Below are 26,818 nucleotides of genomic sequence, written 5' to 3'. Positions count from 1 at the left end.
AGGTGATACCGTGCTTTGCCCCAATTTTCCAGGGCAAAGGTGGCAAAATTCACGAAAAAGTGGCGTTAAGCGTCTTCGTCATGTTCCGGTAATTTTTCGCGCATCGTCACAAATTCTTCCGCAGCCGTCGGGTGAATGCCGACCGTGGCGTCGAACTGCGCCTTGGTCGCGCCGCATTTGAGCGCCACGGCAAAGCCTTGCACAATTTCCGGCGCGTCGTCGCCAACCATATGACAGCCCACCACACGTTGGCTTTCACGGTCCACGATCAGCTTCATCATAGCGTGGCTGTCGCGGCCAGATAGGGTGTGCTTCATGGGGCGAAAACGCGACATGTAGATGTCCACATCGCCGTTCTGACGGGCCTCTTGCTCCATCAAGCCGACCGTGCCCACCGGGGGCTGGCTGAACACGGCTGCAGGCACGTTGTCGTAATCCATGGGGCGCGGCGTGTTTTTGAATTGGGTGTCCACAAACGCCATGCCTTCGTTAATGGCGACGGGGGTCAGCTGAATGCGATCGATCACGTCGCCCAGTGCAAAGATGGACGGTACAGAAGTTTGGAAATGCTCATCCACCTTCACTCCGCCATGCTCGCTCAAGGCAACCCCGACCTCTTCCAGGCCCAAGCCGTTGGTGTTGGGGCGGCGGCCCGTGGCATAGAACACTTGGTCGCAATCGATGGTTTCGGTGCCGTGCAGGCGGATGGAATAACCGCCGTCTTCTTGTTCGATGGAGCGCACCACGCATTCGCGCAAAATGGAGATCCCGGCCTTTTCCAGTTCCTGGGCCAAGGTGTCGCGAATGTCGTCGTCAAAGCCGCGCAAAATGTTGCCCGCCCGGATAATAATGGTCACGTCCACACCCAGCGCGTTAAACAAACCCGCAAATTCCACCGCGATATAACCACCGCCCACGATCACAAGGCGTTTGGGCAGCTTTTCCAGTTCCAACGCTTCGTTGGAGGTTATGGCGTGCTCTGCCCCCGGCACGTCCGGCAAATGCGGCCAGCCACCCGTGGCGATGAGGATTTTTTCCGCCGTAAATTCTTTCCCGTCCACATCGACACTATTCGGTCCCGTAACCGTGCCGTGACCGTTCAACAAGTCGACACCGTTTTCACGCAAGATGCGGCCATAAATGCCTTCGAGGCGATCCAGCTCGGCATTTTTGGTTTTGATCAGCTGGGGCCAATCAAAGTCCGGACGTGGGACGTCCCAGCCAAAGCCCTTGGAATCTTCAATCGACGTGGCGAACTGGGAGGCATACACCAACAATTTTTTCGGCACACAGCCGCGCATCACACAGGTGCCGCCCGGACGGCTGGCTTCCACCACAGCCACTCGCGCGCCCGTCTGCGCCGCCATGCGCGAAGCCCGAACCCCGCCGGAGCCCGCACCAATGGTGATCAGATCGTAATCGAAGTCAGACATGAACCGTCCTTAACCGCTTGAAGATTAAACATGAGTTGGCGTTAATATAAGCCTAGATCCCGCCCAGGCACAGGTATTTCGTCTCCACAAATTCCTCAATGCCCTGTTTGCCGCCTTCACGGCCCAGGCCGGATTCTTTGACACCGCCAAAGGGGGCGAGTTCAGTGGAGATGATGCCTTCGTTGATGCCGACGATGCCGTATTCCAGCGCTTCGGCGACGCGGTAGACCCGGCCGATGTCGCGGGCGTAGAAGTACGCCGCCAAGCCATAGGGTGTGTCGTTGGCTTTGGCGATGACGTCGGCTTCGTCGGTGAAGCGGTACAGCGGGGCCACGGGGCCGAAAATCTCTTCGCTGGCGCAGGCCATTTCGTTGGTGACGTCGGTCAAGATGGTCGGTGTATAGAACGTGCCGCCCAGTTCGTGGCGCGCCCCACCGACGGCGACCTTAGCCCCCTTATCCACCGCGTCCGCCACCAAGCGTTCAACCTTTTCAATAGCCGCTTGGTTGATCAGCGGGCCTTGGGCGACGCCGTCTTCGAAACCTTCGCCAACTTTCAGTTCACCCACAGCCGCAGCCATTTTTTGTGTGAAAGCATCATAGACAGCGTCTTGCACATAGATGCGGTTGGCACAGACACAGGTTTGTCCGGTGTTGCGATACTTCGACGCCATCACCCCGGCGACGGCGGCGTCCAGGTCGGCGTCGTCGAACACCACGAACGGTGCGTTGCCGCCCAGCTCCAGCGACATCTTTTTCACCGTGTCCGCGCATTGTTTCATCAGCAATTTGCCCACAGCGGTGGAGCCCGTGAACGACACCTTGCGCACCGCTGGATTGGCCGTAATCTCCGCCCCGATGTCCTGGGGCACACCTGTGACGACGTTGAACACACCTGCTGGGATGCCTGCCCGCTCGGCCAATTCGGCCAAGGCCAGCGCAGAAAACGGTGTGTCTTCGGCGGGCTTGGCGATCACGGTGCAGCCCGCCGCCAGTGCAGGGGCACACTTGCGCGTGATCATGGCGTTGGGGAAGTTCCACGGCGTAATCGACGCCACCACACCGATGGGCTGCTTGATCACTTGGATGCGTTTGTCCGGGGCGTGGGTCGGCACCGTTTCACCGTAGAGCCGCTTGCCTTCTTCGGCGAACCATTCGATGAAGGACGCGCCGTAGACAATCTCGCCCATGGCTTCCGCCAGCGGCTTGCCTTGCTCCAAGGTCATCATTTTCGCCAAGTCTTCTTGGGCGTCCATCACCAAGTTAAACCAGTTGCGCAAGATGCCTGCGCGTTCCTTGGCCGTTTTGGCGCGCCACGCCGGTAGAACCGCTTCGGCAGCGGCAATAGCCTTAGCCGTTTCCGTCCGCCCCATTTTAGGGACCACGCCCAAGACATCCCCGCCTGCGGGATTGGTGACGTCAAAGGTCTCACCGTTGTCTGCGTCCACCCAAGCTCCGTCGATATAGGCTTGCTGGCGAAAAAGGCTTGTGTCTTTAAGGTCCATAGGGGGAAGTCTCCGGGCAAAAGAAATGAATTGGAGGGGAGTATATCTCGGCTTATCTAAACTGTTAACCAAACCGCACAGGTTTTGGTCGTGAAATTGCCGTATTTGTCACACAATGTAGCACACATGGTTCTCTGGGAAGGATATGGATTTAAGCATGAAGAACAGGTTTTCAAGTGCGCACCTGTCGCGCCGTGACCTCTTGAAGGGTGGCACCGCTTTGGCGGCTACGTCCCTTTTGCCCGCTTCTGAAGCTTGGGCCGCGACGCCCCACGTCCTCAAGCCTGCACAGCACAGTGTGCAGCTGCTTCCCAGCAAATATTCCCCAACCCCCATCTGGGCTTTTGGACAAAATAACCCATGGCCCGAGCTGCGCGTAAAACAAGGCGAACGCCTGCAGGTCAAACTGGAAAACGGCTTGGATCAGCCCACGACCATCCATTGGCACGGCCTGCGCCTGCCCAACGCCATGGACGGCGTGCCGGGATTGACCCAGGACCCGGTTCAGCCGGGGGAAAGTTTCACCTATGACTTCGTCGTGCCCGACGCGGGAACGTATTGGTATCACCCTCACGTCAACAGCTCTGAACAGATCGGGCGGGGCCTGTATGGCGCGTTGATTGTGGAAGAGCCCAATCCCCCCGAGGTCGATCGCGACATTGTGTGGATTTTGGACGATTGGCGTTTAAACGTAGACGGCACCATCAGTGACGATTTTGTCAACGGCCACGACATCAGCCACGGCGGGCGCACCGGCAATTACATCACGCTCAACGGTCAAAGGGCCAAACCTTTGAGTGTGCGCAAAAACGAACGCATCCGTCTGCGCCTGATCAATGTCGCCAATGCGCGCATTTTTGGCGTGCACTTCGAAAATCACGATGTCAAAGCCATCGCCATTGACGGCCACCCGGTCGAGCCCCACAGCCTGCAATACGACATGGCTCTGCTGGCTTCAGGGCAACGCATGGACATCATTTTGGATTGCACAGGCGACGTGGGTTCGACACACCAAATCTTGGACATTGCCTATCAAAACCAAGAACGCGTGCTCACCGAAATTGTCTATGAAGACGCAAAACCTCTGCGCCCCGCACCCTTGGGCGACGTGCCCAGTCTGTCCCCAAACCCAGTAGCAGAGCCCGACCTAAACAATGCGGCGCGCCACGACATGGTCATCACCGGCGGCGCCATGGGGCGTTTGGACGGCGCGGTGTACAAGGGTGAATATCAGCCCACGTCCGAGCTGGTGAAAGAGATGAAAATTTGGGCCCTCAACGGTGTTGCGGCCCACACCACCGCCATGTTGCCCATGTTCGCATTCAAACAAGGCTCGTCTCACATCATCACGGTCCAAAACAACAGTGTGTTCCCCCATCCCATGCATCTGCATGGCCATGCATTTCGTATTTTGAAGCTGGACGGTAAGCCCGTCCCCCACACACCCTGGGCCGACACGGTTTTGTTGGTCGGACAGGGCACGGCTGAAATTGCTTTGGTCGCGGACAATCCGGGTGATTGGTTATTCCACTGCCACATCCTCGCCCACGTACAAGGCGGTATGTCGTCTGTTATCCGTGTCACCTAAAAGAAGAAGAAAGACCCGAACATGAAACTTCCTCTCATCGCTTTAACGTTTGTGCTGGCAGCCGCAGTCCCCACGCTGGCCAGCAACCAGCCCTATAGCGGTCAACAGCACCGCACCATCAAATCCATGTCGGCGGCTGAGGTGGAAGGCCACCTCAAAGGCTATGGCTTGGGCTATGCCAAAACGGCTGAGCTCAATCACTACCCCGGGCCGGCTCATCTGCGTGAACTCACCAAAGAGCTGGGGTTGAGCAAAGACGTCACGCAACAGATCCTCGCCATCGAAGAACAGATGCTCGCAGACGCCAAAAAACTTGGCCGCCATATCGTCGATTTGGAACGCAAGCTCGATATGATGTTTGTTCACGCCCAGCCATCGCCGGAGCTGGTCTCAAAGCTCACGAAAGAAATCGGCACCTTGCAAGGTGAACTGCGTGCCATACACCTCAATGCCCATCTCGATGTGCGCCCCCTGCTGAGCAAAGACATCGTTGAACGTTACGACGCGCTGCGTGGGTATACATCACAGGACACATCAACACCCGAACAGACACATCACCATGGACATTAAGCCCGCCATATTGTGTGCCGTCATGTTTTTGGCGGCCTGTGACGAGCTGGACCGCATGGACGCCACTAACAACGAAGCCGTCCGTTTGGGCCAAAACATCTATGTCGAAAACTGCGCCATTTGTCATGGCCTGAACTTGGAAGGCCAGCCCAACTGGCGCAGCACCAAAGACGACGGCACCCTGCCCGCCCCGCCCCACGACGACAGCGGCCACACCTGGCATCACGATGACCAATTGTTGTTTAACTACACCAAAGGCGGCGGTGCCGCGATTGCACCTGCGGGTTTTAAAAGCGGCATGCCGGGGTTTGAAGACAGCCTAACGGATGAGCAAATCTGGCAGGTCCTCAGCTACATCAAAAGCCGCTGGAGCCCGCAAAACCAAGCGCGCCAAGAACGGCTCACTCAACGTTGATTTAAAGATTTCCCAAAAGAGCCTTGCGCAATTTCCGATCCCGCTTCAAATGCCATTCCCGGCTCATGGCCTCGCCGCGATTGACGTAGCGTTCGGCATATAGCAAAGCCCATGTCCGCCCACGCGTGGATTTCGCCCCCTTGCCACAATTGTGAGTCTCAAGCCGCGCATCCAAATCAGTGGTCCAGCCCACATAGGTGCGCGGACCGCCTTTGCCTGTACTGCCGAGGATGTAAACGAAGCTGCTCATGGGGGGAGCATAAACGAACAGTCTTATTCAACCGTTACCGACTTCGCCAAATTGCGCGGCTGGTCCACGTCGGTGCCTTTGAGGCATGCGGTGTGGTACGCCAACAGTTGTACGGGGATGGAATACAAGATCGGCGCCACAAACGGATCGACTTCGGGCAGCGCGATGGTTGCGGCGGCGAGCTTGCCGAGTTTTTCGGCACCGGGTTCATCGGATAAGAAAATCACCCGGCCGCCGCGCGCGATGACCTCTTGCATGTTGGAGGCTGTTTTTTCGAACAACTCGTCCGTGGGCGCAATCACGATAACGGGCACGTGTTCGTCGATGAGCGCAATGGGGCCGTGCTTCATTTCGCCCGCCGCATAGCCTTCGGCGTGGATGTAGCTGATCTCTTTCAGCTTCAACGCCCCTTCCATGGCAATGGGGAAGTTGGAGCCGCGTCCTAAGTACAAAACGTCGCGGGCTTCGGCCACTTCGACAGCCAGATCTTTCAGGCGTTCATCGTGATTGAGCACATCGGCGGCGCGGGCGGGCACTTCAATCAAGGCTTCCATCAAACGGCCTTCACAATCGTGTTCGATGGTGCCTTTCGCACGCCCCATGGCAATGGCGAGGCATGCCAGCACAACCAACTGCGTGGTAAACGCCTTGGTCGACGCCACACCCACTTCCGGACCCGCGTAGGTCAGCAGCGTCGCATCGCTTTCGCGTGCAATGGTGCTTTCGGCGACATTGACAATGGACAGGATGTGCTGGCCCTGTTCGCGCGCATGACGCAGGGCGGCCAAGGTGTCCGCCGTTTCGCCCGATTGGGACACAAACAGGGCTGCGCCACCGTCGGGCAGCGGCGCATCGCGATACCGGAATTCCGACGCAACATCGACTTCCACCGGAATGCGGGCGAGCTTTTCAATCCAGTAGCGTGCCGTCTGACAGGCATAAAACGACGTCCCGCACGCCACCATGGTCAGACGCGTCACACCGGCCAAATCAAACGGCAAGTCCGGCAACGTGATGGTGCGGTCTGCCGGATTGATGAACCCTGCCAAGGTGTCCCCGATAACTTGGGGTTGTTCGTAAATTTCTTTGAGCATGAAGTGGCGATAGCCGCCCTTGCCCACCGATGCGTTGGACAGGTCGTTGACTTTGACCGGGCGTCCGACCACTTGATCGTCTTCGTCAAAGACTTCGACGCCTTCGCGGGTCAAAACCACACAGTCGCCGTCTTCCAAATACATCACCCGGTTGGTGAGGTGGCTCAGCGCAATGGCGTCGGAGCCCAAATACATTTCGCCTTCGCCAAGGCCGACCGCCAAGGGACTGCCTTTGCGCGCACCAATCATCAAATCGTGCTCGCCGGCAAAAATGATCGCCAAGGCAAACGCACCGTGCAGACGTTTAAGCGCGGCTTTGGTGGCATCTTGGGGGCTTAGTCCGTCTTCCAGATAAGCCGTGATCAGGTGCACCACAGCTTCGGTGTCCGTATCGGAGGCAAAGCTGTGGCCTTTGCCCGTCAGTTCGTCTTTGAGCTCTTGAAAGTTTTCGATGATGCCATTGTGCACCATGGCGACGCGGTCCGTCATATGCGGGTGCGCGTTGGCTTCGTTGGGCACGCCATGCGTCGCCCAACGGGTGTGTCCGATGCCGATGTCACCGATTAACGGCGTCTCTTCTAGCGAAGCTTCTAAGTTTTTGAGCTTGCCTTGGGCGCGCCGGCGTTCGATGCCACCGTTCAACAGCGTTGCGACGCCCGCCGAATCATACCCCCGGTATTCCAAGCGGCGCAAACCTTCCACCACTTGCGGGGTCGCGTTTTCTTTGCCGATGATGCCAATGATGCCGCACATGTTCCAGGTCAGCCTTTCTTTTTCGCGTCTTTTTCGGCCTGCTTGCGTTCGCGAAAGCGTTCCGCCGCGCCTGTCGCACGCTTGGGATTGGCACGCGTTGTCACGATGTCATTTTCGCCAACGTCGGAAATGACCGTCGAGCCTGCACCCACGATCGCGCCATCGCCAACTTTGACCGGAGCCACCAATGCGGTGTTCGATCCAATAAACGCACCCGCACCGATGTCGGTGTGGAATTTGTTGAAGCCGTCATAGTTACACGTGATGGTGCCCGCACCGATGTTCGCACCCGCACCGACACGCGCGTCGCCGATGTAGGTCAGGTGATTGACCTTGCCACCTTCTTCGACCATGGCATTTTTGATCTCGACAAAATTTCCGACGTGTACGTTTTCCGCCAGCTTCGCCCCTGGGCGCAACCGGGCAAACGGGCCGATAGTCGTGCCCGCACCAATGCTTGCATCTTCAAAATGGCAATGTGCTTTGATATGGACGTTGTTGCCAACAGCTACGCCAGGACCGAAGACAACGTTCGGCTCGATCAGCACGTCTTTGCCGATCTGTGTGTCATAAGAAAAATACGTGGTGCTTGGATCCAACAGGGTCGCACCGTTCTTCATGGCTTTTTCACGCAAATGATCTTGAGCAATCATTTCGGCCTGTGCCAGCTCAATGCGCGAATTTATACCCAACAGCTCTTCTTCATCGCCTTCGACAACAGCGCAGCTAAATCCGTCTTCTCGCGCCAAGGCGACACAGTCGGTGAGATAATATTCACCCTTCGCATTATCGTTGGTCATTCGGCCTAAGAGCTGCGGCATAACCGAGCCATCAAAACACATCACACCGGAATTGCACAGATTGATCATCAGTTGTTCTTGCGAGGCGTCATTGGCCTCGACAATTTCCAACAGCTCGCCATCTTCTTCGTCTAACACCAAGCGGCCATACCGCCCTGGCTCTTGCGGTACAAAGCCCAACACCACAACCGCCGGCGCAAATTCACCTTCGACAGGTTGGCGGGCTTCGAGCATGGCGTTCAGAGTTTGCTCGGTCATCAAGGGCGTGTCGCCGTAGAGCACCAAAACATTGCCGTTGAAGTTCCCCAAAGCGTCCATGGCGGACTGAACCGCATGACCGGTGCCCAGCCGTTCGTACTGTACAGCCGTTGTGTGGGGGGCGACAGCGGCTTCCAGATCTTCCATATCCGGCCCGACCACAACCACGACCTTATCCAGCTTCAGCTTCGCACAGGTCGCCAAAAGGTGTTGGACCATGGGACGGCCCGCAACCGGATGCATGACCTTGGGCTTTTCCGACTTCATCCGGGTCCCAAGACCCGCGGCCAGAATAATTGCGGCAGTTTTTGACTTTGACATTATTGAGGTTAGACCTACATATGAGAAGAATCGAATATTCTGAATAGCGTGTAGCGCAAAGTGCCACAAGCCGGGCCTCCCCGCCAAGTCAAAGATTACTACGGATTATTACAAAATGACCGAACAAACTTTGGGCGCGATCCGCGCCTTGATCTTCGATCTGGACGGAACGTTGATTGACAGCGCCCCGGACCTGCAAGCCGCCGCCAACCGTATGCTTAAACCCTTGGGCAGAAGGGAAGTTTCCGTGCCTGAGGTGCAGCTCATGATCGGCGACGGTGTGCCGAAACTGGTGGAACGCTGTTTTGAAGCCACCGGCGACATACCGCCCGAAGACGAGTTCCAAAAACACGTTGCGGCCTTCATCAAAGACTATGAGCCCCGCTCCGCCGAGCTCACGTGCGCGTTCGAAGGTGCCATGGATGCCCTTAAAGGTCTGAAAGACAAGGGCATTAAGCTGTCCATCTGCACCAATAAGCCTTACGGCGCGACCATGGAAATCCTTGGAAAACTGGGCTTGGATCAGTATTTCGACATCGTCATCGGTGGCGACACCCTGCCCGGCATTAAAAAACCCGATCCCCGTCATCTTGAGGCGGCGCTGGAGAAAATGGGCGCAGATCCCAAAGAATCCGCCATGGTCGGCGACAACGGCAATGACGTGCAAGCGTCCCACGCCGCAGGTCTTCCGGTGGTCCTGCTCAGCCACGGCTACACCAAAATTCCGGTGGGTGAGTTGGGCGGTGAAGCGGTGATTGACCATTTTTGTGACTTGGAAGGCGCTCTCGCGAACCTTTAAGATCATAAAGTCGTCTTGACAGGCTAAGCACCGCGTCTTATACCCGCCCGCACCGATACAATCGGGCGCGTAGCTCAGCGGGAGAGCACTCGCTTCACACGCGAGGGGTCACTGGTTCAATCCCAGTCGTGCCCACCATGAAAACCCCTAGGGAAACCTAGGGGTTTTCTTTTTGTCCGATTGGCTGGGTCGCTATTGGGTAGCAAAATAATTGTGAAAAAGTGGTCCGAATGCATGTTTCGCTAAAAACATGGCACAGGACTGAGAGACCTACTCGCGGGCGTGACTAACGATTTGTCTTGCCAGTATGCAGGGCTTTCCGCTTTCTTTATCGGCAAAGAATGCTACGCAGAGGTCTTAAATGGAAAACCCGTATTGGCACCCTGAAGAGAAAAGCCACATTGTAAATACTGACGATGTGCGACTGCTTGCATTCGACATGTTTAATATCGTCCGTACCAGCATGGGCATGGTGGGGGGCGACCTAGAAGCTGAAGATAAGGAGGGAGATGTCACAACGCAAAGTGAGGACCTCCATTACCACTATGCTGAAGCACAGCTTTCAAAAAATCTCCTGCAGTTTTCCATACTCATGCGCACTCTAGATGACTATTGGTCGGATTACGGCCATGAGGACTACATCGACAAAATCGGGAAACTAAACGCAGACTATGACTTTGGTATGCTCAATTCCGATACCAAGTCCGACGTTCTTTCGTTTCGAGAAGCCTTTAACAAAATCATTCACGCACGAGATATTAGACCGGTTTATTCATCTGAGCACGACCGAAACGATCCGGAAGCACGATGGGGTATGGATGGTCAAATTGAGCTCCAAGGTGAATATCATGGTAAGAATTGGGACGTTCTCATTCATATCTTCGATTTGCTCGATGGAACTCTAGAACTCATCGATTTTGTGGATGAATTGAACTCATAGGCTTTGCACTAGTAACAAAGCTCTGTAGTCCTACCACCCGCACACGAAAGCCCCCAACCAGTTGGTGGGGGCTTTAACGTATTGAGGTGCTAGTCCAGAGTGATTTTGTTGTCGCTAGGCAAGTCATTTTGCCACCAAATGACTAAACCAATGGTAACTGTGTACGACAACCACGGCGGGACCAGCAAGATAGTAGGCTGCTTCGAGAATGTTAAAGAAGGTGATGTTCATGGTACGTCTCCTAGTCTGTACCGTCACCACTCCTTACCTTTTGAAGGGCTTCCCGGATGAGACGGTTTTTAAATCCAAGTTTGCTCAAGTGTTGAGCGGTTTGTTTTTCAAGCTGCTCCAAAAGAGCGGTGTCTTTTATGTCTGGCATTATCTCGATCAGGGTTCGTCCAAAAGCGAAGACGACTTGATCGCGCGATGGAATGCCCATCTCTTTGGCTTTGGCCCGTTGTCGGCGTTTACGTTCTGCTGCCGTCATGGGCTTTGTGCCTATCGATTTTCTTCCGGCGGTCATCTTGTCCTCTCCTGAGTTGATAAAAATACTATACGTGACAATGTCACGATATGCAAGAAAAAAGTGACTTGGTCACGAAATAAGTTACGACAAGCCGTGATTGGATTTAAATTGATCTGCGTTCAGGCGATAGAGGCCGCGCAGCCCAACGCCACGCACTTGGATGCCGCCGGACAGAATGGCGTCGTAATCGAAGTGATGGTGACCGTGAATGATATGCTTGGCGTACAGACATCCTGCCAATGTTCCGATCGCTCGTGACCCGTGTTTATGTGTATCAGGCGCTTCGTGCGTGACGAGAATATCGGCCTGTTGTCCAAGAAGGTTCGCATAGTCTGACGGAAAAATGCTTGAGCGATGACGTAACGGCAATCCACCACGCCACAGGTGATGTTTGGGGAGTGTCGAGACCATCTCATCACCTGAATAACACCAAACACCTTGTTTGGGATTGTCTGGGTCCCACACCTTGCCCCGAAAGACCCCGCCTAGCCCTGCGATCTTAATGCCACAGATTTCCAACACACGGCCATGGGCGTTTATGTCTGCCAATCCGGAATGAAACAGGTTGTCATGTGCAACCGGTTGATCCGTGTCATGGTTACCGGGAATCCAATGCACCGGAATGCCGCGATCCAAAATGGGTGCGAGCTCTTCGTCCAAAGGTTTGTGTGCTTCCATATCCCCCAACAGGACAACTGCTCCCGGCGGCTTTCGGGCGACCGTATCGATCAGCGGTTGGAATTCAGAATGGGGATCACCGTAAAATAGGATGTCTGTCATGGTTCCGTCCCCCGGTTTGTATTGTTATCGTTTAGGCGTCGGGCAATCGTCTTGAGAACGGACTTGATTTCCACAAGCCGATGAAAACCCGGTGCAGGATTTTTGGAAAATGCCAATTCCTGTGCAGTGGCAAACCACCAGTCCAAATTATCGTCTGTGAGCCAATGAGAGAGGCTAGCCTTTGCTTGCTGTAGGAAACCCGGTACATGCGCCGTAAAGAGTTCAGCGCCGTTGTGAGGACCGACCTGACCGGGGTTGCCTTCACCTAAATGTGGCGGGGACATTACGCCAGCCCAAGCAGCATCCAAAGCATGATCTACGTCAGTCTTCATCTCGGGCTTTGTGCCTTGCGTATAATTTTTAAGTGCGCCCTGTGTCATCTCACACCTCCTTAATTGGGCTGCGCGCGCTGTAATCGTTCGCGGCGTTCCAGAAGCTTTTGCGACATGCGGATCACGGCCCTCACGTTTTGGTGCTTTGCGAAGACGTCTTCCAAAAACATGATTTCCGCCTCATCCATCTCAGGTACAAATCGAACGTCCACCCCAACCTCTTCGGCGAAGTCCGCTCTTACGCCATTGATGATGGAGCGGACATGATCCGGTTCCGGGCTCGGCGTTTCGATGACGCGGAAACGTGACAACAAAGGCATCGGAAGGTTTTTAATTTGATTTGCCGTTGCAAAGAAATTCGCGTGTCTCATGTCAACGGTTGTTTGAAGACAGTCGTCGAAAAAACCACGAGCGTTTTCCCGTTCTGTCCACATCAGGATTGTTTGAAGTGGATCGCCGTTCTGGCCACTTGCGGCCGTCTTGTCGATTTCGTCAAAGATCATCACGGTGTTCGGACACGCAGTCTCGGACATTTTGACAACGGGATATGCAGGTGTGGCCGAAGAATAACCGGCACCAGTACCACGTAGCGACCGGTCGTCAGCCGCACCTGCTAGAGAAACCATATCTGATGGCAAACCGATCAGTTTAGCCATCCGCTGGAGAAAACGCGTTTTCCCCGTACCCGGGCGTCCCCAAATAAGCAAAGGCGGTAACGAAAATTCTTTTTGCCCGTATGCTTCACGTAAAGACATATCGCGACAGATCAAATCAATCGGCAAAGCCATCCATGGGAACTCGTTTGTCAGCAATTGACGTAGTTGTTCCGGTGAAACCTTGGACGGCCTTAGCTCTATTGGCTGGCCAAGGTTTGTATAATTTTTGATGGCATGCCGTCGGCTTGTTGCCGCCAATCCAAAATTCGGGGCTAAGATGACGTGCCCCTCTGGGACAGCCACGGACGAGGCCACGTCTGCGGCCTGTGCGGCCTCAGGATTGTCTGGGATCACTTCATGCAAGTATGCGTCAATGGTAGACGTGTCGATACGGGCATCACCAATCGCTTTGGCCCAGATCACACGCAAGATCACCCACGCGGCGGGCAAGTCGTGATCAACGAAAACCTGACTCGCGACGCGGGCCAGCATTTCGGTTCCCCAGTTGCGTACAACCATATCCGCGAGTTCGCAAAATTGGGCCAAGTCGCCATTGAGAGCTTCCTCTAGCCCCACCGGATCAACGCCGGGCCAGCCATGATCACTCTCAGCATCCGTGTCACACTTTTCGCGGATCACCGCGTAGGTTTCCTCATTCAGGCCTTCGATCATCAGATCCAAAAAATGTGGTCCGGAACTTTCAGGTAAGCTGATTGCACTGAACGTCGATTGCAGTGAATGTAGACTGCGGCTGTCGGTCGTCCCAAAAACAATCCCCACGATCTCATCATATGAAGCTGAAATATATTCACTCTCGACCCTTGGGAGATCATTACCGTAATGCCGCGCATAGTTCATAAGGTGCAGAGCAAATGTTAGCATGCCGTCTTCAATGGCTCGGGAAATCCAATAGAACCATCGGACAATTTCTGGGTTATCCATATCGATCTTTTTGTAGTCATCACGGACCTTGGAAGCTTTTCCCAGCTCTGTCCGCAAGGCTCGCGTTGGCGTCACGAAAGACCTTCCGGCTGCGTGTGATTGGGCTAGAATTCGGATAACATCCGAAGCTTCGCTGTTTGGCATGGATACCAAACACGAAGAAAAATGCTCGCCAATTTCTTTAGGGGTTAACAGGACCTCTTGCATCGTTCCACTCCTACCTATGCTCAGACAAACGCGATGACCCGCTCAAGGCGGGTATCGGTGTCATATGCAAAAGGTGTTGGGAGCGATCATGAAATCAGGCTTCCTGTTCGTTATTCAAACTCTGTGTCAAAAATTATAAAGGAACAATTTATTTCTTTCAAGGAATTAATTAGTCCATTATAGTTGGCGCTCATTATGATTGGAGAAAATGCATGCTGACCCCACGTCAAATTCGGGCCGCCCGCGCGCTTCTGGACTGGACCCAGCAAGAGCTTGCTGAGTGTTCTTCTGTTTCGATATCTGTTGTTAAAAGAATGGAAACCGAAGGGCATGATCCGCGGATCAGCACTGTGCGTGCGATTCAGTCTGCGCTTGAAAAACAAGGGATAGTCTTTATTTCTTCAGATGAGATCGCTGAAGAAGGTGTGAGGATGAAAAAGTCGTAGAGCACGGCTTTTTTAAGCGAAACCTTGGTGAAGGCCTTCTCGAGAGCCCTTCACCAGCGTGATGCCTGCTCTTGTAAGTGAAGTAGTCATTTTGGCGCAACGCTAAAAACTACCGCCAATAGCCAAAAACAGAAAAATTCAGATCCACTTGAAGCATGTGTGGCTGAACCAAATCATTTTTGTACATTTTGCTAAGACGGCACGTTATGTGAAGGTCGTTATTCTTCTTCAAATTTATGAATAGAACTACTTTAAAGTAAATTCTAACCTTTTAGTTTGTCAAAATTATCTGCTTTGACACACTTTGTTACATTTTGACACAACTTGGCTCATTTGTGAAAAAACTCCGCCACATTCTTAAAGCACATTCCCCATCGTAGTTTTTGCGCTGCAAAAGGCTTTTGGTGAAAGAAAGGAAGAAGAATGTTGAATACGGACGTTTCTCAATGGGGTGTAGGTCAATGAATAAAATTTGGGCCTTAGCCGGTAGCGCCCTTGCATTAATCCTTATGTCCTCCGGTGCTTTCGCGCAGGAGTTGACACTATCAGAAGCTGAGAAACTGACCTTGGAAACCGATCCTCTTTCTCGAAAATTCCAAAGCAGTGCATTGGCACAAGAAGATATTGCTGTTTCAGCAGGACAATTACCTGACCCTAAAATCAGTTTAGGGGCACTGAACTTACCGACAGATACATTCGATACTGATCAAGAAGCAATGACCCAGTTCCAGGTCGGTATCACCCAACAAATCCCGAATTTCGATGTTTTGGATGCAAAGACCGAAATTGCAACAGCACTTTCACGTGTTGACAGAGCAAATGAAGAAGCCCGTAAGCTTCTATCATTGAAAGCTGTGCGTTTGTCGTGGCTGGATGCGGTTTATTGGAAAAAATTTCTGCTCATTTTAGAGGATTACAAAGACCTCGTAGAAGACGATATCCGTTCAGTTCAGGCTATTTACAGTTCGGGCCGTATAAGTGCACAACGTGTAATCGCTGCAGAGCTTACATCCAGTTTGTTAGATGATCGTTCTCTTGACGCAATCAAAAATTTGGATATTGCAAAAGCAAACCTGAGCAAATGGACGGGGAGAAATAGTGCTGCGCGAACACTTCCTGTGAATATCCCAGTTTTCGCAAAACCTTTTAAAGAAGCTGATTTTCTACAAGCTGTAAAACGTCACCCAACTTTAAAGGTGTTTAATGAGAAAGAGGCTGTATCGGAGCGGAAAGTAAAACTGGCTGAGGCTGATTATGGGCCAAAGTTTGGTGTTGGTGCGTCTTATGGTTATAGACAGGATACGCCTTTGGGTGAAGCGCGATCCGATTTAGTCAGTCTAAAATTTTCTATGAGTTTGCCATTTTTTACCGGACCTCGTCAGGATCGCAAACTGAGTGCGCGTAAACATCAGACTGCTGCCGCTCGCCTTCGTGCAGAAGAGCAACTACGTGAATTAACTCGTGAATACCATGCTGAAACAGCCGCATATGAACGCACACAGCAACGTTTAATAAATTTTGATGAGCAAGTTTTAAAACGTGCCAAAGATAACGTTTCAGCGGCAATCACAGCGTATCAATATGAAGCTTCAGATTTTGACGCACTAGTGCGTGCACGTGTTTCTGAACTGGAAGCCCAATTGAAACGGCTTCGCCTCGAAATCGATAGTTCAAAATCCCTCGTCCGCCTTCAATATCTTCAAGGAGAAACACTGTGAATTCTAAAACAGTGATTATCGCCCTATCCGCTGGATTATTGGGCGCAATCGGCATGTATGGTGTCCAGCAATCAGGAATGCTCGGTGGTTCAGACGGCTCCACGTCATCAAGCGAAAGTGCAGAGAAGAAGGTTCTTTATTGGGTGGCTCCTATGGATCCGAATTTCCGTAGCGACAATCCGGGCAAGTCCCCAATGGGGATGGATTTGATCCCTGTTTATGAAGGTCAGGAAAACAATAATGATGATTCCGGTGCCATTAAAATCAAAGCGTCTGTTGTAAATAACATCGGTGTGCGTACAGCACCTGTTGAACGGTTGGATTTATCACGTAACATCGAAACGGTTGGCTATCTTGATTACGATGAAAGTAAAATTCAACAGGTCCATGTTCGCTCAGATGGTTGGATCGAAAAACTGGCAGTAAAATCAGTTGGTGAACGTGTCAAACAGGGACAGTTACTTTTTGAATATTACTCACCTGATTTGGCCAATGCCCAAGCAGAATACCTTCAAGCCTTACAAACGGGGCGTAAAGGACTCATTGCGGCTTCAGCGGAAAGGTTAAGGGCCTTAGATTTTGGTCGTGCTGAGATTAATGCGCTTCGCAAAGATCGTAAAATTCAGCGTCTGATTAAAGTTCGCGCTCCACAGGGTGGCGTGGTGTCTTCCATGAATGTCCGTGATGGCATGTACATTACCCAAAAGAAAAGTACCTTTACATTAGCTGATCTTTCATCGGTATGGTTGCTTGCAGATGTTTTTGAAGATCAAGCCCAAGCTGTAGAAGTCGGCCAAGATGCAATAATGAACTTGTCTTATGCACCAGGCAAGCATTGGGAAGGTAAAGTCGAGTACATCTATCCAACACTTGATGCCAAGGCGCGTACGCTCAAAGTGCGTTTGAAGTTTGACAATCCAAATGAAGAGCTCAAACCGAATATGTATGCGAAAGTCAGCATTTATGGCGTTGGCAAAGATGATGTTCTCACCGTACCGCGTGAAGCTGTTATTCGGTCCGGGAAAACGGACCGCCTGATCCTATCTCTGGGGGGAGGCCGCTTTAAATCTGTTGAAGTCATCAGTGGTATTGAAGCCAACCAACGAGTTGAAATTAAGAAGGGTATTTCTGAAAACGACACTGTAGTGACATCGGGTCAGTTCCTGATTGATTCAGAAGCAAGCTTGTCTGCCAGTATTCAACGCCTTTCAGATACGGAAGAAGCTTCTGAAGGCGATGAAATAGCTGCACCATCGGCTATGGCCAAAGTCAATACACTTATGACTGATCATGGCATGGTTAACCTGACCCATGAGCCAATTCCGTCAATCGGTTGGCCGTCCATGACAATGGATTTCAAACTCCTGCAAGATGCCTCCCTAGAGGGCCTTAAAGAAAATGACTCTGTTCATATCACACTTGCTCAAGATGAAGAGGGCATGTGGGGGATTTCCAAAATCATGGCGATGTCAGGCCCTAAAATTGAAGCTTATGGTGAAGGTGTCATCAATTCCGTTTCCGTTGAAAATGGCATCATCAATATGAAACATGCCCCTATCCCGGAAATCGGTTGGCCTGAAATGGAAATGGATTTCATCAAACTCGGTGACTTTGATATTGCCCCCTTAAAAGCCGGTGACAAAATTCGTTTTGGTCTGAGTAAAGATGCAGAAGGTATGTTCGGCCTTGGCAGTGTTGAAGTGATGGAAAAGGGTAGCGCCCAATGATTTCCAACATCATTCAATGGTCAGTAAATAACCGATTGATTGTTATTTTGCTGACAGTCCTATTCGTCGGATGGGGATCCTATTCGGTGATGAAAACACCGCTTGATGCAATTCCCGACCTATCAGATGTTCAGGTTATTATTAAAACAAGCTACCCCGGCCAAGCCCCGCAAGTCGTAGAGGATCAAGTTACCTATCCACTAACCACAGCGATGCTGTCCGTACCCGGTGCAACAAATGTGCGTGGTTATTCCTTCTTTGGTGATTCATATGTGTATGTCATTTTCGAAGATGGTACGGATCTCTATTGGGCGCGTTCACGTGTACTTGAATATCTCAGTCAAGTAGCCCCCAATCTGCCACCTGAAGCACGTTCTGCACTGGGACCGGATGCAACAGGAGTCGGTTGGGTCTATCAATATGCATTGGTAGACAAATCAGGTAAGCATGACCTCTCTCAGCTTCGCTCTATTCAGGACTGGTTCTTAAAGTTTGAACTTCAAACAGTTCCAGGCGTATCCGAAGTTGCCACAATTGGCGGGATGGTGAAGCAATATCAAGTGATCGTGGACCCCGATAAGCTTCGTGCCTTTAGTATTCCTTTAGCCAAAGTTCGTATGGCTATTAAGAATGGTAACAAGGAAGTTGGCGGCTCTGTTATTGAAATGGCAGAAGCCGAGTATATGGTGCGTGCGACCGGCTATATTCAATCCGAGGAAGACCTGCGTGCAATTCCACTTGGGGCAACCTCAACGGGGACACCTATCACAATGGGCGATGTCGCCGATATTCGCGTCGGCCCACAGTTACGCCGTGGTATTGGTGAACTGAACGGTGAAGGTGAAGCGGTTGGCGGTGTCATTATTATGCGTTGGGGGGAAAATGCCCTAACAACAATTGATGCCGCTAAAGCAAAAATTGAAGAATTAAAGAAAGGCCTGCCTGAAGGGGTCGAGATCGTAGAAACTTATGACCGTTCAGGCTTGATTGAACGCGCCGTAGAAACATTACAAGAAAAGTTACTTGAAGAATTTCTTGTTGTTGCCCTTGTTTGTGCGGTCTTCCTTTTCCATGTTCGATCTGCCCTCGTCATTGTGGCCAGTCTACCTGTGGGGATCATTGCCGCCTTTATTATCATGGGACAGCAAGGGATTAATGCCAACATCATGTCCCTTGGCGGGATTGCTATTGCCATTGGTGCCATGGTTGATGCGGCCATTGTGATGATTGAGAATGTCCATAAACATATGGAGAAAACCGAACTGACGGATAAAAACCGTTGGCGGGTTATTTCACAGGCCGCAGGTGAAGTTGGTGCGCCGCTCTTCTTCTCTCTTCTGATTATTACATTAAGTTTTGTGCCGGTATTTACACTAGAAGCACAAGAAGGCCGTCTCTTCTCGCCTTTGGCATTTACGAAAACATATGCAATGGGTGCTGCGGCTATTCTTTCAATCACTTTGGTACCGGTTCTTATGGGGTACTTCATTCGTGGGCATGTTGTCCCTGAACATAAAAACCCGGTTAACCGTGCTTTGATTGCAATGTATCGCCCGTTTATCAACACAGCATTACGTTTCCCAAAATCACTTATCATTGTTTGTCTTGCGCTTGCGATGACAGCGGCCTGGCCACTGAAAAATCTTGGTAGCGAGTTTATGCCAGAATTGGATGAGGGCGATCTTCTCTATATGCCAAGTGCATTTCCAGCCATTTCGGTTGGTAAGGTGAGTGAGGTTGTCCAGCAAACCAATAAATTGATCAAAACAATCCCGGAAGTGGAAACCGTTTACGGTAAAGCGGGACGTGCAGAAAGTGCAACAGATCCGGCACCACTGACCATGATTGAGTCAACGATTAAGTTGAAGCCCAAAGATCAATGGCGCGAAGGCTTGAGCATGGATGATTTGAAAAAAGAATTGAACCAAATTGTCAATGTACCAAGCCTGACCAATACTTGGATCATGCCAATTAAAAACCGGATTGATATGTTGGCAACGGGAATTAAAACACCTGTCGGCATCAAAGTCGCGGGGCCTGATCTTGACGTTATTGCCAAAGTTGGTGAAGAAATTGAAAAGGTTGTTAAGAACGTAGAGGGTACAGCATCTGTTTATGCGGAACGTGTAACTGGTGGTCGATATGTCACTATTGATATTGACCGTGCTGCAGCCTCACGTTACGGACTAAATATTCAAGATGTCCAAGATGTTGTCAAAACCGCTATTGGTGGGATGACAGTGACACGTACTGTTGAAGGTCGTGAACGTTACCCCGTCAACTTGCGTTACCCACGTGATGTGCGTGATTCTGTCGATCAGGTCAAAACATTACCCATCGTCACGCAAAGCGGTGCTCAAATTCCATTGGCAGAAGTGGCTGATGTGAAGGTTGTGGGTGGACCTGGCATGATCCGTTCTGAAAACGCACGCCTTAATGGTTGGATCTATGTGGACATTGCTGATCGTGACCTTGGTTCCTATGTGGTTGATGCGAAGAAAGCTGTTGCTGATCAAATCAAGTTGCCTGCGGGTTATTCAATTGCATGGTCTGGTCAATATGAGTTTATGGAACGTGCAAAACAAAAACTGTCTGTGGTTGTGCCTGTCACAATTGCCATCATTGTTGTTCTGCTCTTCCTCAACTTTAAAAACCTAATTGAAGTTGGCATCATCATGGGAACGTTACCTTTTGCCCTCGTTGGCGGAGTATGGCTTCTCTATCTACTGGGATATAACTTCTCAGTTGCTGTTGGGGTCGGCTTTATCGCGCTTGCGGGTGTTGCCGTAGAAATTGGCGTCTTGATGCTGGTCTATCTCAACCAGGCTCTTGATAAAAAAATGGACGCTATACCTGATCGTAAAATCTCCTATGAAGATTTAGACCAATCGGTAATTGAAGGCGCTCTGTTACGTGTGCGCCCGATTATGATGACTTTTTCCGTTGTCATTGCGGGCTTGCTCCCGATCATGTTCGGTTCAGGCACTGGCTCTGAAGTCATGCGCCGAATTGCTGCGCCAATGGTTGGCGGCATGATTAGTGCCACCGCACTGGCTCTTCTCATCATCCCTGCTGTGTTTGTGTTGTGGAAACGCGGACAAATGAAGCGGGCTGAGAAAAAACTCAAAAAACTGGAACCTCAAGAAGCAGTTTCCTAATCCTAATCTCTTATCTACAACTCCACTAAAGGAAAGACTTAAATGAAAAAGACACTCTCAATTGCTATGGCTACCCTTACAATTGGTTTTATGAGCACAGCGGCACTTGCTGGTTCTGGTCACGGTGATACGAAAAACATGAAAGGTCATGAAATGGGCATGGCCGGCATCAATGCGACTGGTAAGGTAAATACGGTTCAAGACGGGAAGGTCAATATTTCTCACGGAAAAATCAAAGAACTTGGCTGGCCTCCAATGAAAATGGACTTTGCTATTGCTGAAGGCGTTGATGTCAGCAAAGTTAAACCTGGACAAGAGGTTGAATTTGTCTTGGGAAATGGTAAAGGCGGCATGTACGAAATCATGGACATCAAGATGGCCCACTAATCTATCGTTTCGATAAGATGTAAATTCTTAGGCTGTTGGGAATAATATTTACCTGACAGCCTTTTTTTTATTCCATTGAAAAGGTTGTTCTGCTTTGGGGCAAAATCGGCCTAATTGCGACGTGATCTATTTGGACAGCTTCTGAGGTGTAAGCAGACTTATCCCCAAAACCTGTGGAAAAGAAGACATTCGACTTCCGCTCAGCCCCTGAAAGTCGCCATTTCCACAAGGGTGATTAAACGGTAGGCATTAGCCATGAGCAGCAGTCAGTGAGTCCTTAATACCTTGACTCGACCGCCGCCCTGCCGCGACGGCAGTGACAACAAAATTGGGACCGTGACTGTTGTCTCCACCGACGAAGACTTTGGGATGGCTTGTCTGTCCACTTTCATCCACGGAAATGAAACCGCGCTCGTCGGTGGCGATCCCCAGTTGCGTGAGCCAGTCATTGTCTTCTGCTTCCTGGCCGAACGCGGTGATGGCGATGTCACAGAGGAATTCTACTTCTCTTTTTCCATTTTGCTCATTGAAGTAAACGCCCTGAAGAATGCCCGTTCCAATGAAGGCCTTGGGGACACGGTGATACAAGAACTCGACACCTTCTTCCCGGGCGGCGTGGATTTCCTTCGGTGAAGCCCGCATCTGCTCCGGCCCACGCCGGTAGGCAACGGTGACGGAGGCTGCTCCCTGGCGAACGGCAGAGCGTGCGCAGTCCATCGCTGTGTCACCGCCACCGAGAACCAATACCCGCTTATTCGCAAAGTTGGAAGGCGCTGATTCGGAATTGAGGTGGCTGCTGTTTACGACATCAAGATAGGTCAAACCGTCAACTACGCCATCGAGGTCCTGACCCGGTATGTTGATCCTGCGCGGCTGTTGAGCCCCTGTGCCAAGAAAAAGGGCGTCATTGGTATCGATCAGATCGCGTAGCATATTCGCATCAACACCCACCCCAAGCTCGAAATGCACACCCGCGTTTTCCAACAGGGTGTGGCGGTGATGGACCATAGCCTTGTCCAGCTTGAACGATGGAACTCCATAGGTCAGGAGACCACCGATTTCTTCCCGTTTGTCATACACGGTCACCTCAAAGCCAACCTTGTTGAGTTCGTCGGCACAGGCAAGTCCTGCTGGACCAGCACCAATGACGGCAACGCGCTTGCCATTCTTAGGAATGTCTGGGGGCGCTGGGGTCCACCCCCGGCGGAAAGCCGTTTCATTTACGAAGCGTTCCAGTGCACCAATGATCACCGGACCATCCTTGGCATTCAACGTACAGCCGCCTTCACACAGCCGATGGGTCGGACAGATGTTGCCGCAGATTTCCGGCAGATTGCTGGTGGTGTGACAAATCGCGGCTGCGCCCTCGACGTCACCTTGGCCCAAAGCCTCCAGCCATTCGGGAATACGGTTGTGCAGCGGGCAGGCGCTCCGGCAGCCGGGCTCGCCGCAATCCAGGCAGCGCCGGGCTTGCTCCATGGCGGTTTCAAGGCTGAGCGTCCCACGGTCTTCGTGCCAGTCTGCGCACCGCTCCAAGGCGGGCCGTTTCGGCGGCTCGATGCGCGGCGCGATATCCGGTGGGCCAGCGCGCTTGAGCAGGTACGAGCCATCCATTCTGAGCTTGGGCAGGAATTCGTTGCGCACATCACGAAACTCCAAGGCGTCAGTGGGGCACGATACCACGCAGCGCCCGCACCCCATGCAGTCCTCCAACCCGGTCACGCGGCCGTGTTCCCGACCCTGGCGTGCGACGGGAATGCCCATGTCGCAGACTTGCTCGCAACGGCGGCAATTGACGCAGGCGTCCTTGTCCATGCGGATACCGTAATAGCCGATATGGTTGAGCAAACCGAAGGTCGAACCGTATGGGCATAAGTAGCGGCAATAGAAGCGATTTCCGGTCAGCGGCGCGATAAAAAACGAGCCGAAATACGTAATTCCCACCAGTGCCAAAAAGCCACTGTAGAACGGTGACACGTAGGCCGTGCCCGAAAACATAATCAGCACGAACGACACCATGTAAAGCGCGAAGAAGAACCACTTGGTATAGCGCCAATGCCAGGCCCGGTCGCTACGCAGGGTTTTTTCGCGAAATGCGAAGCCAACCGTTTCGCGGATGCCGACGCAGGGGCAATTCCAGCCGCATACCACCCGCCGCCCGAACAGCAACACCAGTAGCAAGACGGCGAAGAAGGTCAGTGTGCCCGGCGCATGGATCTGGGGGAAGATCGGTTGGCCGGGCAGTGCGCCGACGTAGGGTTCGGACAGACGCAAGTAATCGGGGAGGATCCACCAGAACACAGCAACCGCGCCAGTCAGGAAGGCCAGGCGTTTGCGGGTGTAGGGGTTGCGCTCGGCCCAGGTGCGCCAGATGCCAAAGGCGAGAATGACGGCATACTCGGTCCAGTGACTCATCCACAGCGGCGCGGTGCCGTCGGAGTTCATGAACCAATGCAGGAAACGCTCATTGACGAAGGCGAAGGCGACATATGAGAAGGCCAGCATCGACAACACCCGTGCGCCCAGCGGATAGTGGCTGGGCATGGTGTCTTGGTGGGACGCCCCGAAGTTTCGGGGTGTTCGAGAAATTGCGTTCTGAGCTGTTATCATTTTAGCTCTCCCAGATGTTGCTAATAGACGAAAACCTTGTCGACTTCCCTGGTCATCCTGGCTGCGTCATCAAACGTTCCTAACCACACTCCCATCAGCAATTCGTCGCCGGAAAAGCCTCGGGCATCCATGCAAGTCGCGCACGCCAGAACGCGCCCGCGGTTGTCGAGGATGTCATTGAGGAGGCGTCCAGGGGCTTGGCTGCCCCCGTCTGGAGATTGCCAATTCTTGGCGCAAATCACGGAATCCCCCATCAGGAAAACCGTAACTTCAATTTCACCGTCGTCGAGACACAAGGCGCGTGCTAGGTGCAATGCGTTCCGGTTGCGCTCACTTCCATATGGCGTGTCGTTCAAAATGAAGAGGAATTTCATTTTCACCTCCTCCAACTGATAGCTGATGACGGGACATTTCAGTCCTCCAGATCATGCTTACATTGCTCATATTCCCCGCGGTCGATCTCGCCGCGGGCGTAGCGTTCGTCGAGAATGTCCCGTGCACGCCTTTCCGGCGGCGTATTTCGCGACGACGACATCAACCAGCGCACCAGGGCGACAATCCCCGCAATGATCAATCCCAACCACAGGATCATGAAAATGCCGCCAAAACCTGGGCCGAGCCAGCCTATGCCACTATATTCTCCCATCATGGCAAATCTCCTTTGTCCTCATGATCTTCGTGTTTGCAGCACCTAGACGCCAAGCTTGGCGTGATATCTTCTGCCAGTGGTGTCATGCAGCGACATACCTAAGTCCAATGGCAAAAATGATGAACGCCAAGGCCATTTGCAGCCTGCTGTTTTTCATCCATCGATTAATGAAAGGACCAATGATCGCACCCAGGATCGCTCCGACAAGCATGGGAACAAGTGAGTCGGTCTCCAACTGCGAGCCAAGTGCGAGATAATTCCCGATGGATGCGAGAAGGCTAATGATGATGGCGATCCCTGACGTTGCCGGGATGATGTGCATTGGCATGCGAAGCAACGAAGACATGTAGGGTACGAGAAGGAATCCCCCGCCGACACCGAAAATGGCGGCTATTGTGGCGATCAAAAAACCTGCGAGGAAAGGGGACCATAAGGCTACACGGTAGTCCTTACCGCCGTAGGAGAAGGAGAGTGCCATGCGTGAAATGGATAAATCATGAACGCCCTTGTTGTCCGCCCTTTCTTCCGAAGATAATCCGGCATTCGTCTTGTCCTGCGATCTGTACAGCTTCCAGGCGATTTGGGCGCCGATCACAAGAGTGAGGACGCCGAAAAGAGGCCGAAAGGTCTTCATGTCGGATAGGTATGCACTTGACAGGCTGCTTCCAAACCAGGCGCCAATCAGGCCACCACCAGCAAGCAAAAGTCCAAGCGGCCAGACCAGAGATGAACGTCGAAAGTATCCAGGAACGAAGACCAGGGCCGTGGCGAGCACAATGATTTGGGTCATTGGCTTTACACTGTTCGGGTCGGCAACTCCAATAATGCTAATGAGGCCAAAGGAGGCAATGATGCCGCCTGCGGCACCGATGGAAGAAAACACAACGCCGGAGAAAGCCCCCCAAAGGACGATCAGGACCAAGAATGAAATATCCATGTTTGCCTCCATGTTCCCTAGGGATCACTCCGTAGAGAAACCGTTGTCTGACCATCCAACCATGCCGTCGTCCACCAGCAGGACGTTGGTAAAGCCTTGTGCGCGCAATTGCTCGGCAGCCTTGCCAGACTTTTTATTGGTACGGCATACCACCGCCATGGGATGGTCCCGCCAGGCTTCCAGTTCTTCAAGACGTAGATTGAGCTCCTCCACCGGCAGGTTACGTGAACCGGGAATGTGTCCACCATCGCCGATGAAATCGGCGGCAGTGCGCACGTCAAGTACCAGAATGTCATCGCCGCCATTGAGGCGCGCCTTGAGGTCTTGGGTGGTGATGAGGAACTTCGCGCCACGAATCTTTTTGATCAGGCGCGGCAGGAACATCACCACGGCCAAAAGCGCCAGTGCGATGAGCCCGTTGCGGATGGCAGTTTCGCTACCCGCCGCCGCCTCGCGCCCGGCGTATCCCAGGTAGGTGTACGCAAGTGCCCCGGGCACCATGCACACGGCAGTGGCGACCGTATAGTACAGCAGCGGGATGCGCGTCAGGCCCAATGCATAGTTGAGCAGGTTGAATGGGAACAGCGGCACCAGACGGGTGAAGGCGACGAAACGCCAGCCTTCGTCCTCGACGCCGCGGATGATGCGGTCCAGCTTTGGTCCAGTTTTTTCCCGCACCCAACCAGATGCCACATAGCGAGCCGCCAAGAACGCCAGTACAGCACCGATGGTCGCGCCGCTCAGATTGTAGAGCGTGCCCAACACAGGACCGAACATCGCCCCACCCGCCAGAGCAAACACCATACCAGGGAGGAACCCGACAGTTGCTATGGCGAACAGGGCAATGAACCCGACCGGAGCCCACACGCCGAGACCGTCCAGTTTTGCGGACAGTGTTTCGACATCCAGGGCCTCTCGATATTGGGCGACAATGGCGATGAACCCGATGAGGACTGCCAGCATGAGAAGGCGGATGATTATGGAGCGGTTCATTTCCGTGTGTCCTTTAACGGTGGAT

At 52.6% G+C, this 26,818-nt stretch carries 24 protein-coding genes and 1 tRNA gene; 11 read left to right on the top strand and 14 right to left on the bottom strand.

The window, feature by feature from the left end:
* Nucleotides 1-65 precede the first annotated feature (65 nt).
* Nucleotides 66-1,433 (bottom strand): glutathione-disulfide reductase, encoded by a 1,368-nt coding sequence (gor, locus tag V5T82_RS09800; protein ID WP_332895447.1) that lies wholly within the window; start codon nt 1,431-1,433, stop codon nt 66-68.
* 52 nt (nt 1,434-1,485) lie between these two features.
* Nucleotides 1,486-2,937 (bottom strand): NADP-dependent succinate-semialdehyde dehydrogenase, encoded by a 1,452-nt coding sequence (gene gabD, locus V5T82_RS09795; RefSeq protein ID WP_332895446.1) that lies wholly within the window; start codon nt 2,935-2,937, stop codon nt 1,486-1,488.
* A 157-nt stretch (nt 2,938-3,094) separates the two neighbouring features.
* On the opposite strand from gabD, the gene V5T82_RS09790 reads away from it, so the two are divergent.
* The 3 genes from V5T82_RS09790 to V5T82_RS09780 are packed head-to-tail and all read left to right on the top strand — an operon-like array spanning nt 3,095 to nt 5,510.
* Nucleotides 3,095-4,525, top strand: a complete 1,431-nt coding sequence (locus V5T82_RS09790) for a multicopper oxidase domain-containing protein (protein WP_332895445.1) — start codon at nt 3,095-3,097, stop codon at nt 4,523-4,525.
* 21 nt (nt 4,526-4,546) lie between these two features.
* Nucleotides 4,547-5,095, top strand: a complete 549-nt coding sequence (locus V5T82_RS09785) for a hypothetical protein (protein ID WP_332895444.1) — start codon at nt 4,547-4,549, stop codon at nt 5,093-5,095.
* On the top strand, nt 5,085-5,510 hold the full coding sequence (locus V5T82_RS09780; protein WP_332895443.1) for a c-type cytochrome: 426 nt from the start codon (nt 5,085-5,087) through the stop codon (nt 5,508-5,510). The genes V5T82_RS09785 and V5T82_RS09780 overlap by 11 nt, the downstream gene beginning before the upstream one ends.
* Nucleotide 5,511: 1 nt before the next feature.
* Here the strand turns inward: V5T82_RS09780 and V5T82_RS09775 are convergent, their stop codons facing one another.
* From V5T82_RS09775 to glmU, 3 genes are read right to left on the bottom strand one after another with little or no spacing between them, the layout of a single operon-like run.
* Nucleotides 5,512-5,760 carry a GIY-YIG nuclease family protein gene (locus tag V5T82_RS09775; protein ID WP_332895442.1) on the bottom strand — a complete coding sequence of 83 codons (249 nt, stop codon included), beginning with the start codon at nt 5,758-5,760 and terminating at the stop codon, nt 5,512-5,514.
* Nucleotides 5,761-5,783: 23 nt separating this feature from the next.
* Nucleotides 5,784-7,607, bottom strand: coding sequence for a glutamine--fructose-6-phosphate transaminase (isomerizing) (gene glmS / locus V5T82_RS09770; RefSeq protein WP_332895441.1), 1,824 nt, complete (start codon nt 7,605-7,607; stop codon nt 5,784-5,786).
* 8 nt (nt 7,608-7,615) lie between these two features.
* Nucleotides 7,616-8,986, bottom strand: a complete 1,371-nt coding sequence (glmU, locus tag V5T82_RS09765; RefSeq protein WP_332895440.1) for a bifunctional UDP-N-acetylglucosamine diphosphorylase/glucosamine-1-phosphate N-acetyltransferase GlmU — start codon at nt 8,984-8,986, stop codon at nt 7,616-7,618.
* 115 nt (nt 8,987-9,101) lie between these two features.
* Here glmU and gph point away from each other — a divergent pair, with 115 nt between their 5' ends.
* The 3 genes from gph to V5T82_RS09750 all read left to right on the top strand — a co-directional run bounded on the left by gph (nt 9,102) and on the right by V5T82_RS09750 (nt 10,725).
* A complete protein-coding gene (gene gph / locus V5T82_RS09760) occupies nt 9,102-9,785 on the top strand; it encodes a phosphoglycolate phosphatase (RefSeq protein WP_332895439.1) in 684 nt (227 codons plus the stop codon).
* 63 nt (nt 9,786-9,848) lie between these two features.
* A tRNA-Val gene (locus tag V5T82_RS09755) sits at nt 9,849-9,923 on the top strand.
* A gap of 223 nt (nt 9,924-10,146) precedes the next feature.
* Nucleotides 10,147-10,725 (top strand): hypothetical protein, encoded by a 579-nt coding sequence (locus tag V5T82_RS09750; protein ID WP_332895438.1) that lies wholly within the window; start codon nt 10,147-10,149, stop codon nt 10,723-10,725.
* A gap of 241 nt (nt 10,726-10,966) precedes the next feature.
* Here the strand turns inward: V5T82_RS09750 and V5T82_RS09745 are convergent, their stop codons facing one another.
* The 4 genes from V5T82_RS09745 to V5T82_RS09730 form a co-directional block, all read right to left on the bottom strand.
* The gene (locus V5T82_RS09745) at nt 10,967-11,248 is read right to left on the bottom strand and encodes a hypothetical protein (RefSeq protein WP_332895437.1); all 282 of its coding nucleotides are present in this window, start codon (nt 11,246-11,248) and stop codon (nt 10,967-10,969) included.
* 84 nt (nt 11,249-11,332) lie between these two features.
* Nucleotides 11,333-12,031: a metallophosphoesterase family protein gene (locus V5T82_RS09740; protein WP_332895436.1), complete on the bottom strand. Its 699-nt coding sequence runs from the start codon at nt 12,029-12,031 to the stop codon at nt 11,333-11,335.
* Complete coding sequence (locus V5T82_RS09735) at nt 12,028-12,411, bottom strand: hypothetical protein (RefSeq protein WP_332895435.1); 384 nt, start codon at nt 12,409-12,411, stop codon at nt 12,028-12,030. Before V5T82_RS09735 ends, V5T82_RS09740 begins: the two co-directional genes overlap by 4 nt.
* An 11-nt stretch (nt 12,412-12,422) precedes the next feature.
* Entirely contained in the window at nt 12,423-14,168 is a 1,746-nt protein-coding gene (locus V5T82_RS09730) for an AAA family ATPase (protein ID WP_332895434.1), read from the bottom strand.
* Between the two features lie 212 nt (nt 14,169-14,380).
* On the opposite strand from V5T82_RS09730, the gene V5T82_RS09725 reads away from it, so the two are divergent.
* The 5 genes from V5T82_RS09725 to V5T82_RS09705 all read left to right on the top strand — a co-directional run bounded on the left by V5T82_RS09725 (nt 14,381) and on the right by V5T82_RS09705 (nt 21,604).
* The gene (locus V5T82_RS09725; protein WP_332895433.1) at nt 14,381-14,614 is read left to right on the top strand and encodes a helix-turn-helix domain-containing protein; all 234 of its coding nucleotides are present in this window, start codon (nt 14,381-14,383) and stop codon (nt 14,612-14,614) included.
* A 461-nt stretch (nt 14,615-15,075) separates the two neighbouring features.
* Nucleotides 15,076-16,332 carry a TolC family protein gene (locus V5T82_RS09720; protein WP_332895432.1) on the top strand — a complete coding sequence of 419 codons (1,257 nt, stop codon included), beginning with the start codon at nt 15,076-15,078 and terminating at the stop codon, nt 16,330-16,332.
* Entirely contained in the window at nt 16,329-18,059 is a 1,731-nt protein-coding gene (locus tag V5T82_RS09715; protein ID WP_332895431.1) for an efflux RND transporter periplasmic adaptor subunit, read from the top strand. Before V5T82_RS09720 ends, V5T82_RS09715 begins: the two co-directional genes overlap by 4 nt.
* Complete coding sequence (locus tag V5T82_RS09710; protein WP_332895430.1) at nt 18,056-21,217, top strand: efflux RND transporter permease subunit; 3,162 nt, start codon at nt 18,056-18,058, stop codon at nt 21,215-21,217. Before V5T82_RS09715 ends, V5T82_RS09710 begins: the two co-directional genes overlap by 4 nt.
* Before the next feature lie 42 nt (nt 21,218-21,259).
* On the top strand, nt 21,260-21,604 hold the full coding sequence (locus tag V5T82_RS09705) for a copper-binding protein (protein ID WP_332895429.1): 345 nt from the start codon (nt 21,260-21,262) through the stop codon (nt 21,602-21,604).
* Nucleotides 21,605-21,853: 249 nt separating this feature from the next.
* Here V5T82_RS09705 and V5T82_RS09700 read toward each other — a convergent pair whose 3' ends face one another.
* From V5T82_RS09700 to V5T82_RS09680, 5 genes are all read right to left on the bottom strand, one after another.
* Nucleotides 21,854-24,148: an FAD-dependent oxidoreductase gene (locus V5T82_RS09700; protein WP_332895428.1), complete on the bottom strand. Its 2,295-nt coding sequence runs from the start codon at nt 24,146-24,148 to the stop codon at nt 21,854-21,856.
* Between the two features lie 86 nt (nt 24,149-24,234).
* The gene (locus V5T82_RS09695) at nt 24,235-24,588 is read right to left on the bottom strand and encodes a DsrE/DsrF/TusD sulfur relay family protein (RefSeq protein WP_332895427.1); all 354 of its coding nucleotides are present in this window, start codon (nt 24,586-24,588) and stop codon (nt 24,235-24,237) included.
* A 38-nt stretch (nt 24,589-24,626) separates the two neighbouring features.
* Nucleotides 24,627-24,863: an SHOCT domain-containing protein gene (locus V5T82_RS09690; RefSeq protein ID WP_332895426.1), complete on the bottom strand. Its 237-nt coding sequence runs from the start codon at nt 24,861-24,863 to the stop codon at nt 24,627-24,629.
* An 82-nt stretch (nt 24,864-24,945) separates the two neighbouring features.
* Nucleotides 24,946-25,800 (bottom strand): sulfite exporter TauE/SafE family protein, encoded by an 855-nt coding sequence (locus tag V5T82_RS09685; RefSeq protein ID WP_332895425.1) that lies wholly within the window; start codon nt 25,798-25,800, stop codon nt 24,946-24,948.
* A gap of 24 nt (nt 25,801-25,824) precedes the next feature.
* Nucleotides 25,825-26,793 (bottom strand): VTT domain-containing protein, encoded by a 969-nt coding sequence (locus V5T82_RS09680; RefSeq protein WP_332895424.1) that lies wholly within the window; start codon nt 26,791-26,793, stop codon nt 25,825-25,827.
* Between the last annotated feature and the right edge of the window lie 25 nt (nt 26,794-26,818).

The sequence above is a fragment of the Magnetovibrio sp. PR-2 genome, from assembly GCF_036689815.1.
GTDB lineage: Bacteria > Pseudomonadota > Alphaproteobacteria > Rhodospirillales > Magnetovibrionaceae > Magnetovibrio.
This window is presented reverse-complemented; position numbering and strand designations above follow the sequence as displayed.

Excerpts from the sequence above, each read along its gene's own strand:
- gor (WP_332895447.1), bottom strand. The coding sequence starts at position 1,433 with ATGTCTGACTTCGATTACGATCTGATCACCATTGGTGCGGGCTCCGGC.
- gabD (WP_332895446.1), bottom strand. The coding sequence starts at position 2,937 with ATGGACCTTAAAGACACAAGCCTTTTTCGCCAGCAAGCCTATATCGAC.
- V5T82_RS09790 (WP_332895445.1), top strand. The coding sequence starts at position 3,095 with ATGAAGAACAGGTTTTCAAGTGCGCACCTGTCGCGCCGTGACCTCTTG.
- V5T82_RS09785 (WP_332895444.1), top strand. The coding sequence starts at position 4,547 with ATGAAACTTCCTCTCATCGCTTTAACGTTTGTGCTGGCAGCCGCAGTC.
- V5T82_RS09780 (WP_332895443.1), top strand. The coding sequence starts at position 5,085 with ATGGACATTAAGCCCGCCATATTGTGTGCCGTCATGTTTTTGGCGGCC.
- V5T82_RS09775 (WP_332895442.1), bottom strand. The coding sequence starts at position 5,760 with ATGAGCAGCTTCGTTTACATCCTCGGCAGTACAGGCAAAGGCGGTCCG.
- glmS (WP_332895441.1), bottom strand. The coding sequence starts at position 7,607 with ATGTGCGGCATCATTGGCATCATCGGCAAAGAAAACGCGACCCCGCAA.
- glmU (WP_332895440.1), bottom strand. The coding sequence starts at position 8,986 with ATGTCAAAGTCAAAAACTGCCGCAATTATTCTGGCCGCGGGTCTTGGG.
- gph (WP_332895439.1), top strand. The coding sequence starts at position 9,102 with ATGACCGAACAAACTTTGGGCGCGATCCGCGCCTTGATCTTCGATCTG.
- V5T82_RS09750 (WP_332895438.1), top strand. The coding sequence starts at position 10,147 with ATGGAAAACCCGTATTGGCACCCTGAAGAGAAAAGCCACATTGTAAAT.
- V5T82_RS09745 (WP_332895437.1), bottom strand. The coding sequence starts at position 11,248 with ATGACCGCCGGAAGAAAATCGATAGGCACAAAGCCCATGACGGCAGCA.
- V5T82_RS09740 (WP_332895436.1), bottom strand. The coding sequence starts at position 12,031 with ATGACAGACATCCTATTTTACGGTGATCCCCATTCTGAATTCCAACCG.
- V5T82_RS09735 (WP_332895435.1), bottom strand. The coding sequence starts at position 12,411 with ATGACACAGGGCGCACTTAAAAATTATACGCAAGGCACAAAGCCCGAG.
- V5T82_RS09730 (WP_332895434.1), bottom strand. The coding sequence starts at position 14,168 with ATGCAAGAGGTCCTGTTAACCCCTAAAGAAATTGGCGAGCATTTTTCT.
- V5T82_RS09725 (WP_332895433.1), top strand. The coding sequence starts at position 14,381 with ATGCTGACCCCACGTCAAATTCGGGCCGCCCGCGCGCTTCTGGACTGG.
- V5T82_RS09720 (WP_332895432.1), top strand. The coding sequence starts at position 15,076 with ATGAATAAAATTTGGGCCTTAGCCGGTAGCGCCCTTGCATTAATCCTT.
- V5T82_RS09710 (WP_332895430.1), top strand. The coding sequence starts at position 18,056 with ATGATTTCCAACATCATTCAATGGTCAGTAAATAACCGATTGATTGTT.
- V5T82_RS09705 (WP_332895429.1), top strand. The coding sequence starts at position 21,260 with ATGAAAAAGACACTCTCAATTGCTATGGCTACCCTTACAATTGGTTTT.
- V5T82_RS09700 (WP_332895428.1), bottom strand. The coding sequence starts at position 24,148 with ATGCCCAGCCACTATCCGCTGGGCGCACGGGTGTTGTCGATGCTGGCC.
- V5T82_RS09695 (WP_332895427.1), bottom strand. The coding sequence starts at position 24,588 with ATGAAATTCCTCTTCATTTTGAACGACACGCCATATGGAAGTGAGCGC.
- V5T82_RS09690 (WP_332895426.1), bottom strand. The coding sequence starts at position 24,863 with ATGATGGGAGAATATAGTGGCATAGGCTGGCTCGGCCCAGGTTTTGGC.
- V5T82_RS09685 (WP_332895425.1), bottom strand. The coding sequence starts at position 25,800 with ATGGATATTTCATTCTTGGTCCTGATCGTCCTTTGGGGGGCTTTCTCC.
- V5T82_RS09680 (WP_332895424.1), bottom strand. The coding sequence starts at position 26,793 with ATGAACCGCTCCATAATCATCCGCCTTCTCATGCTGGCAGTCCTCATC.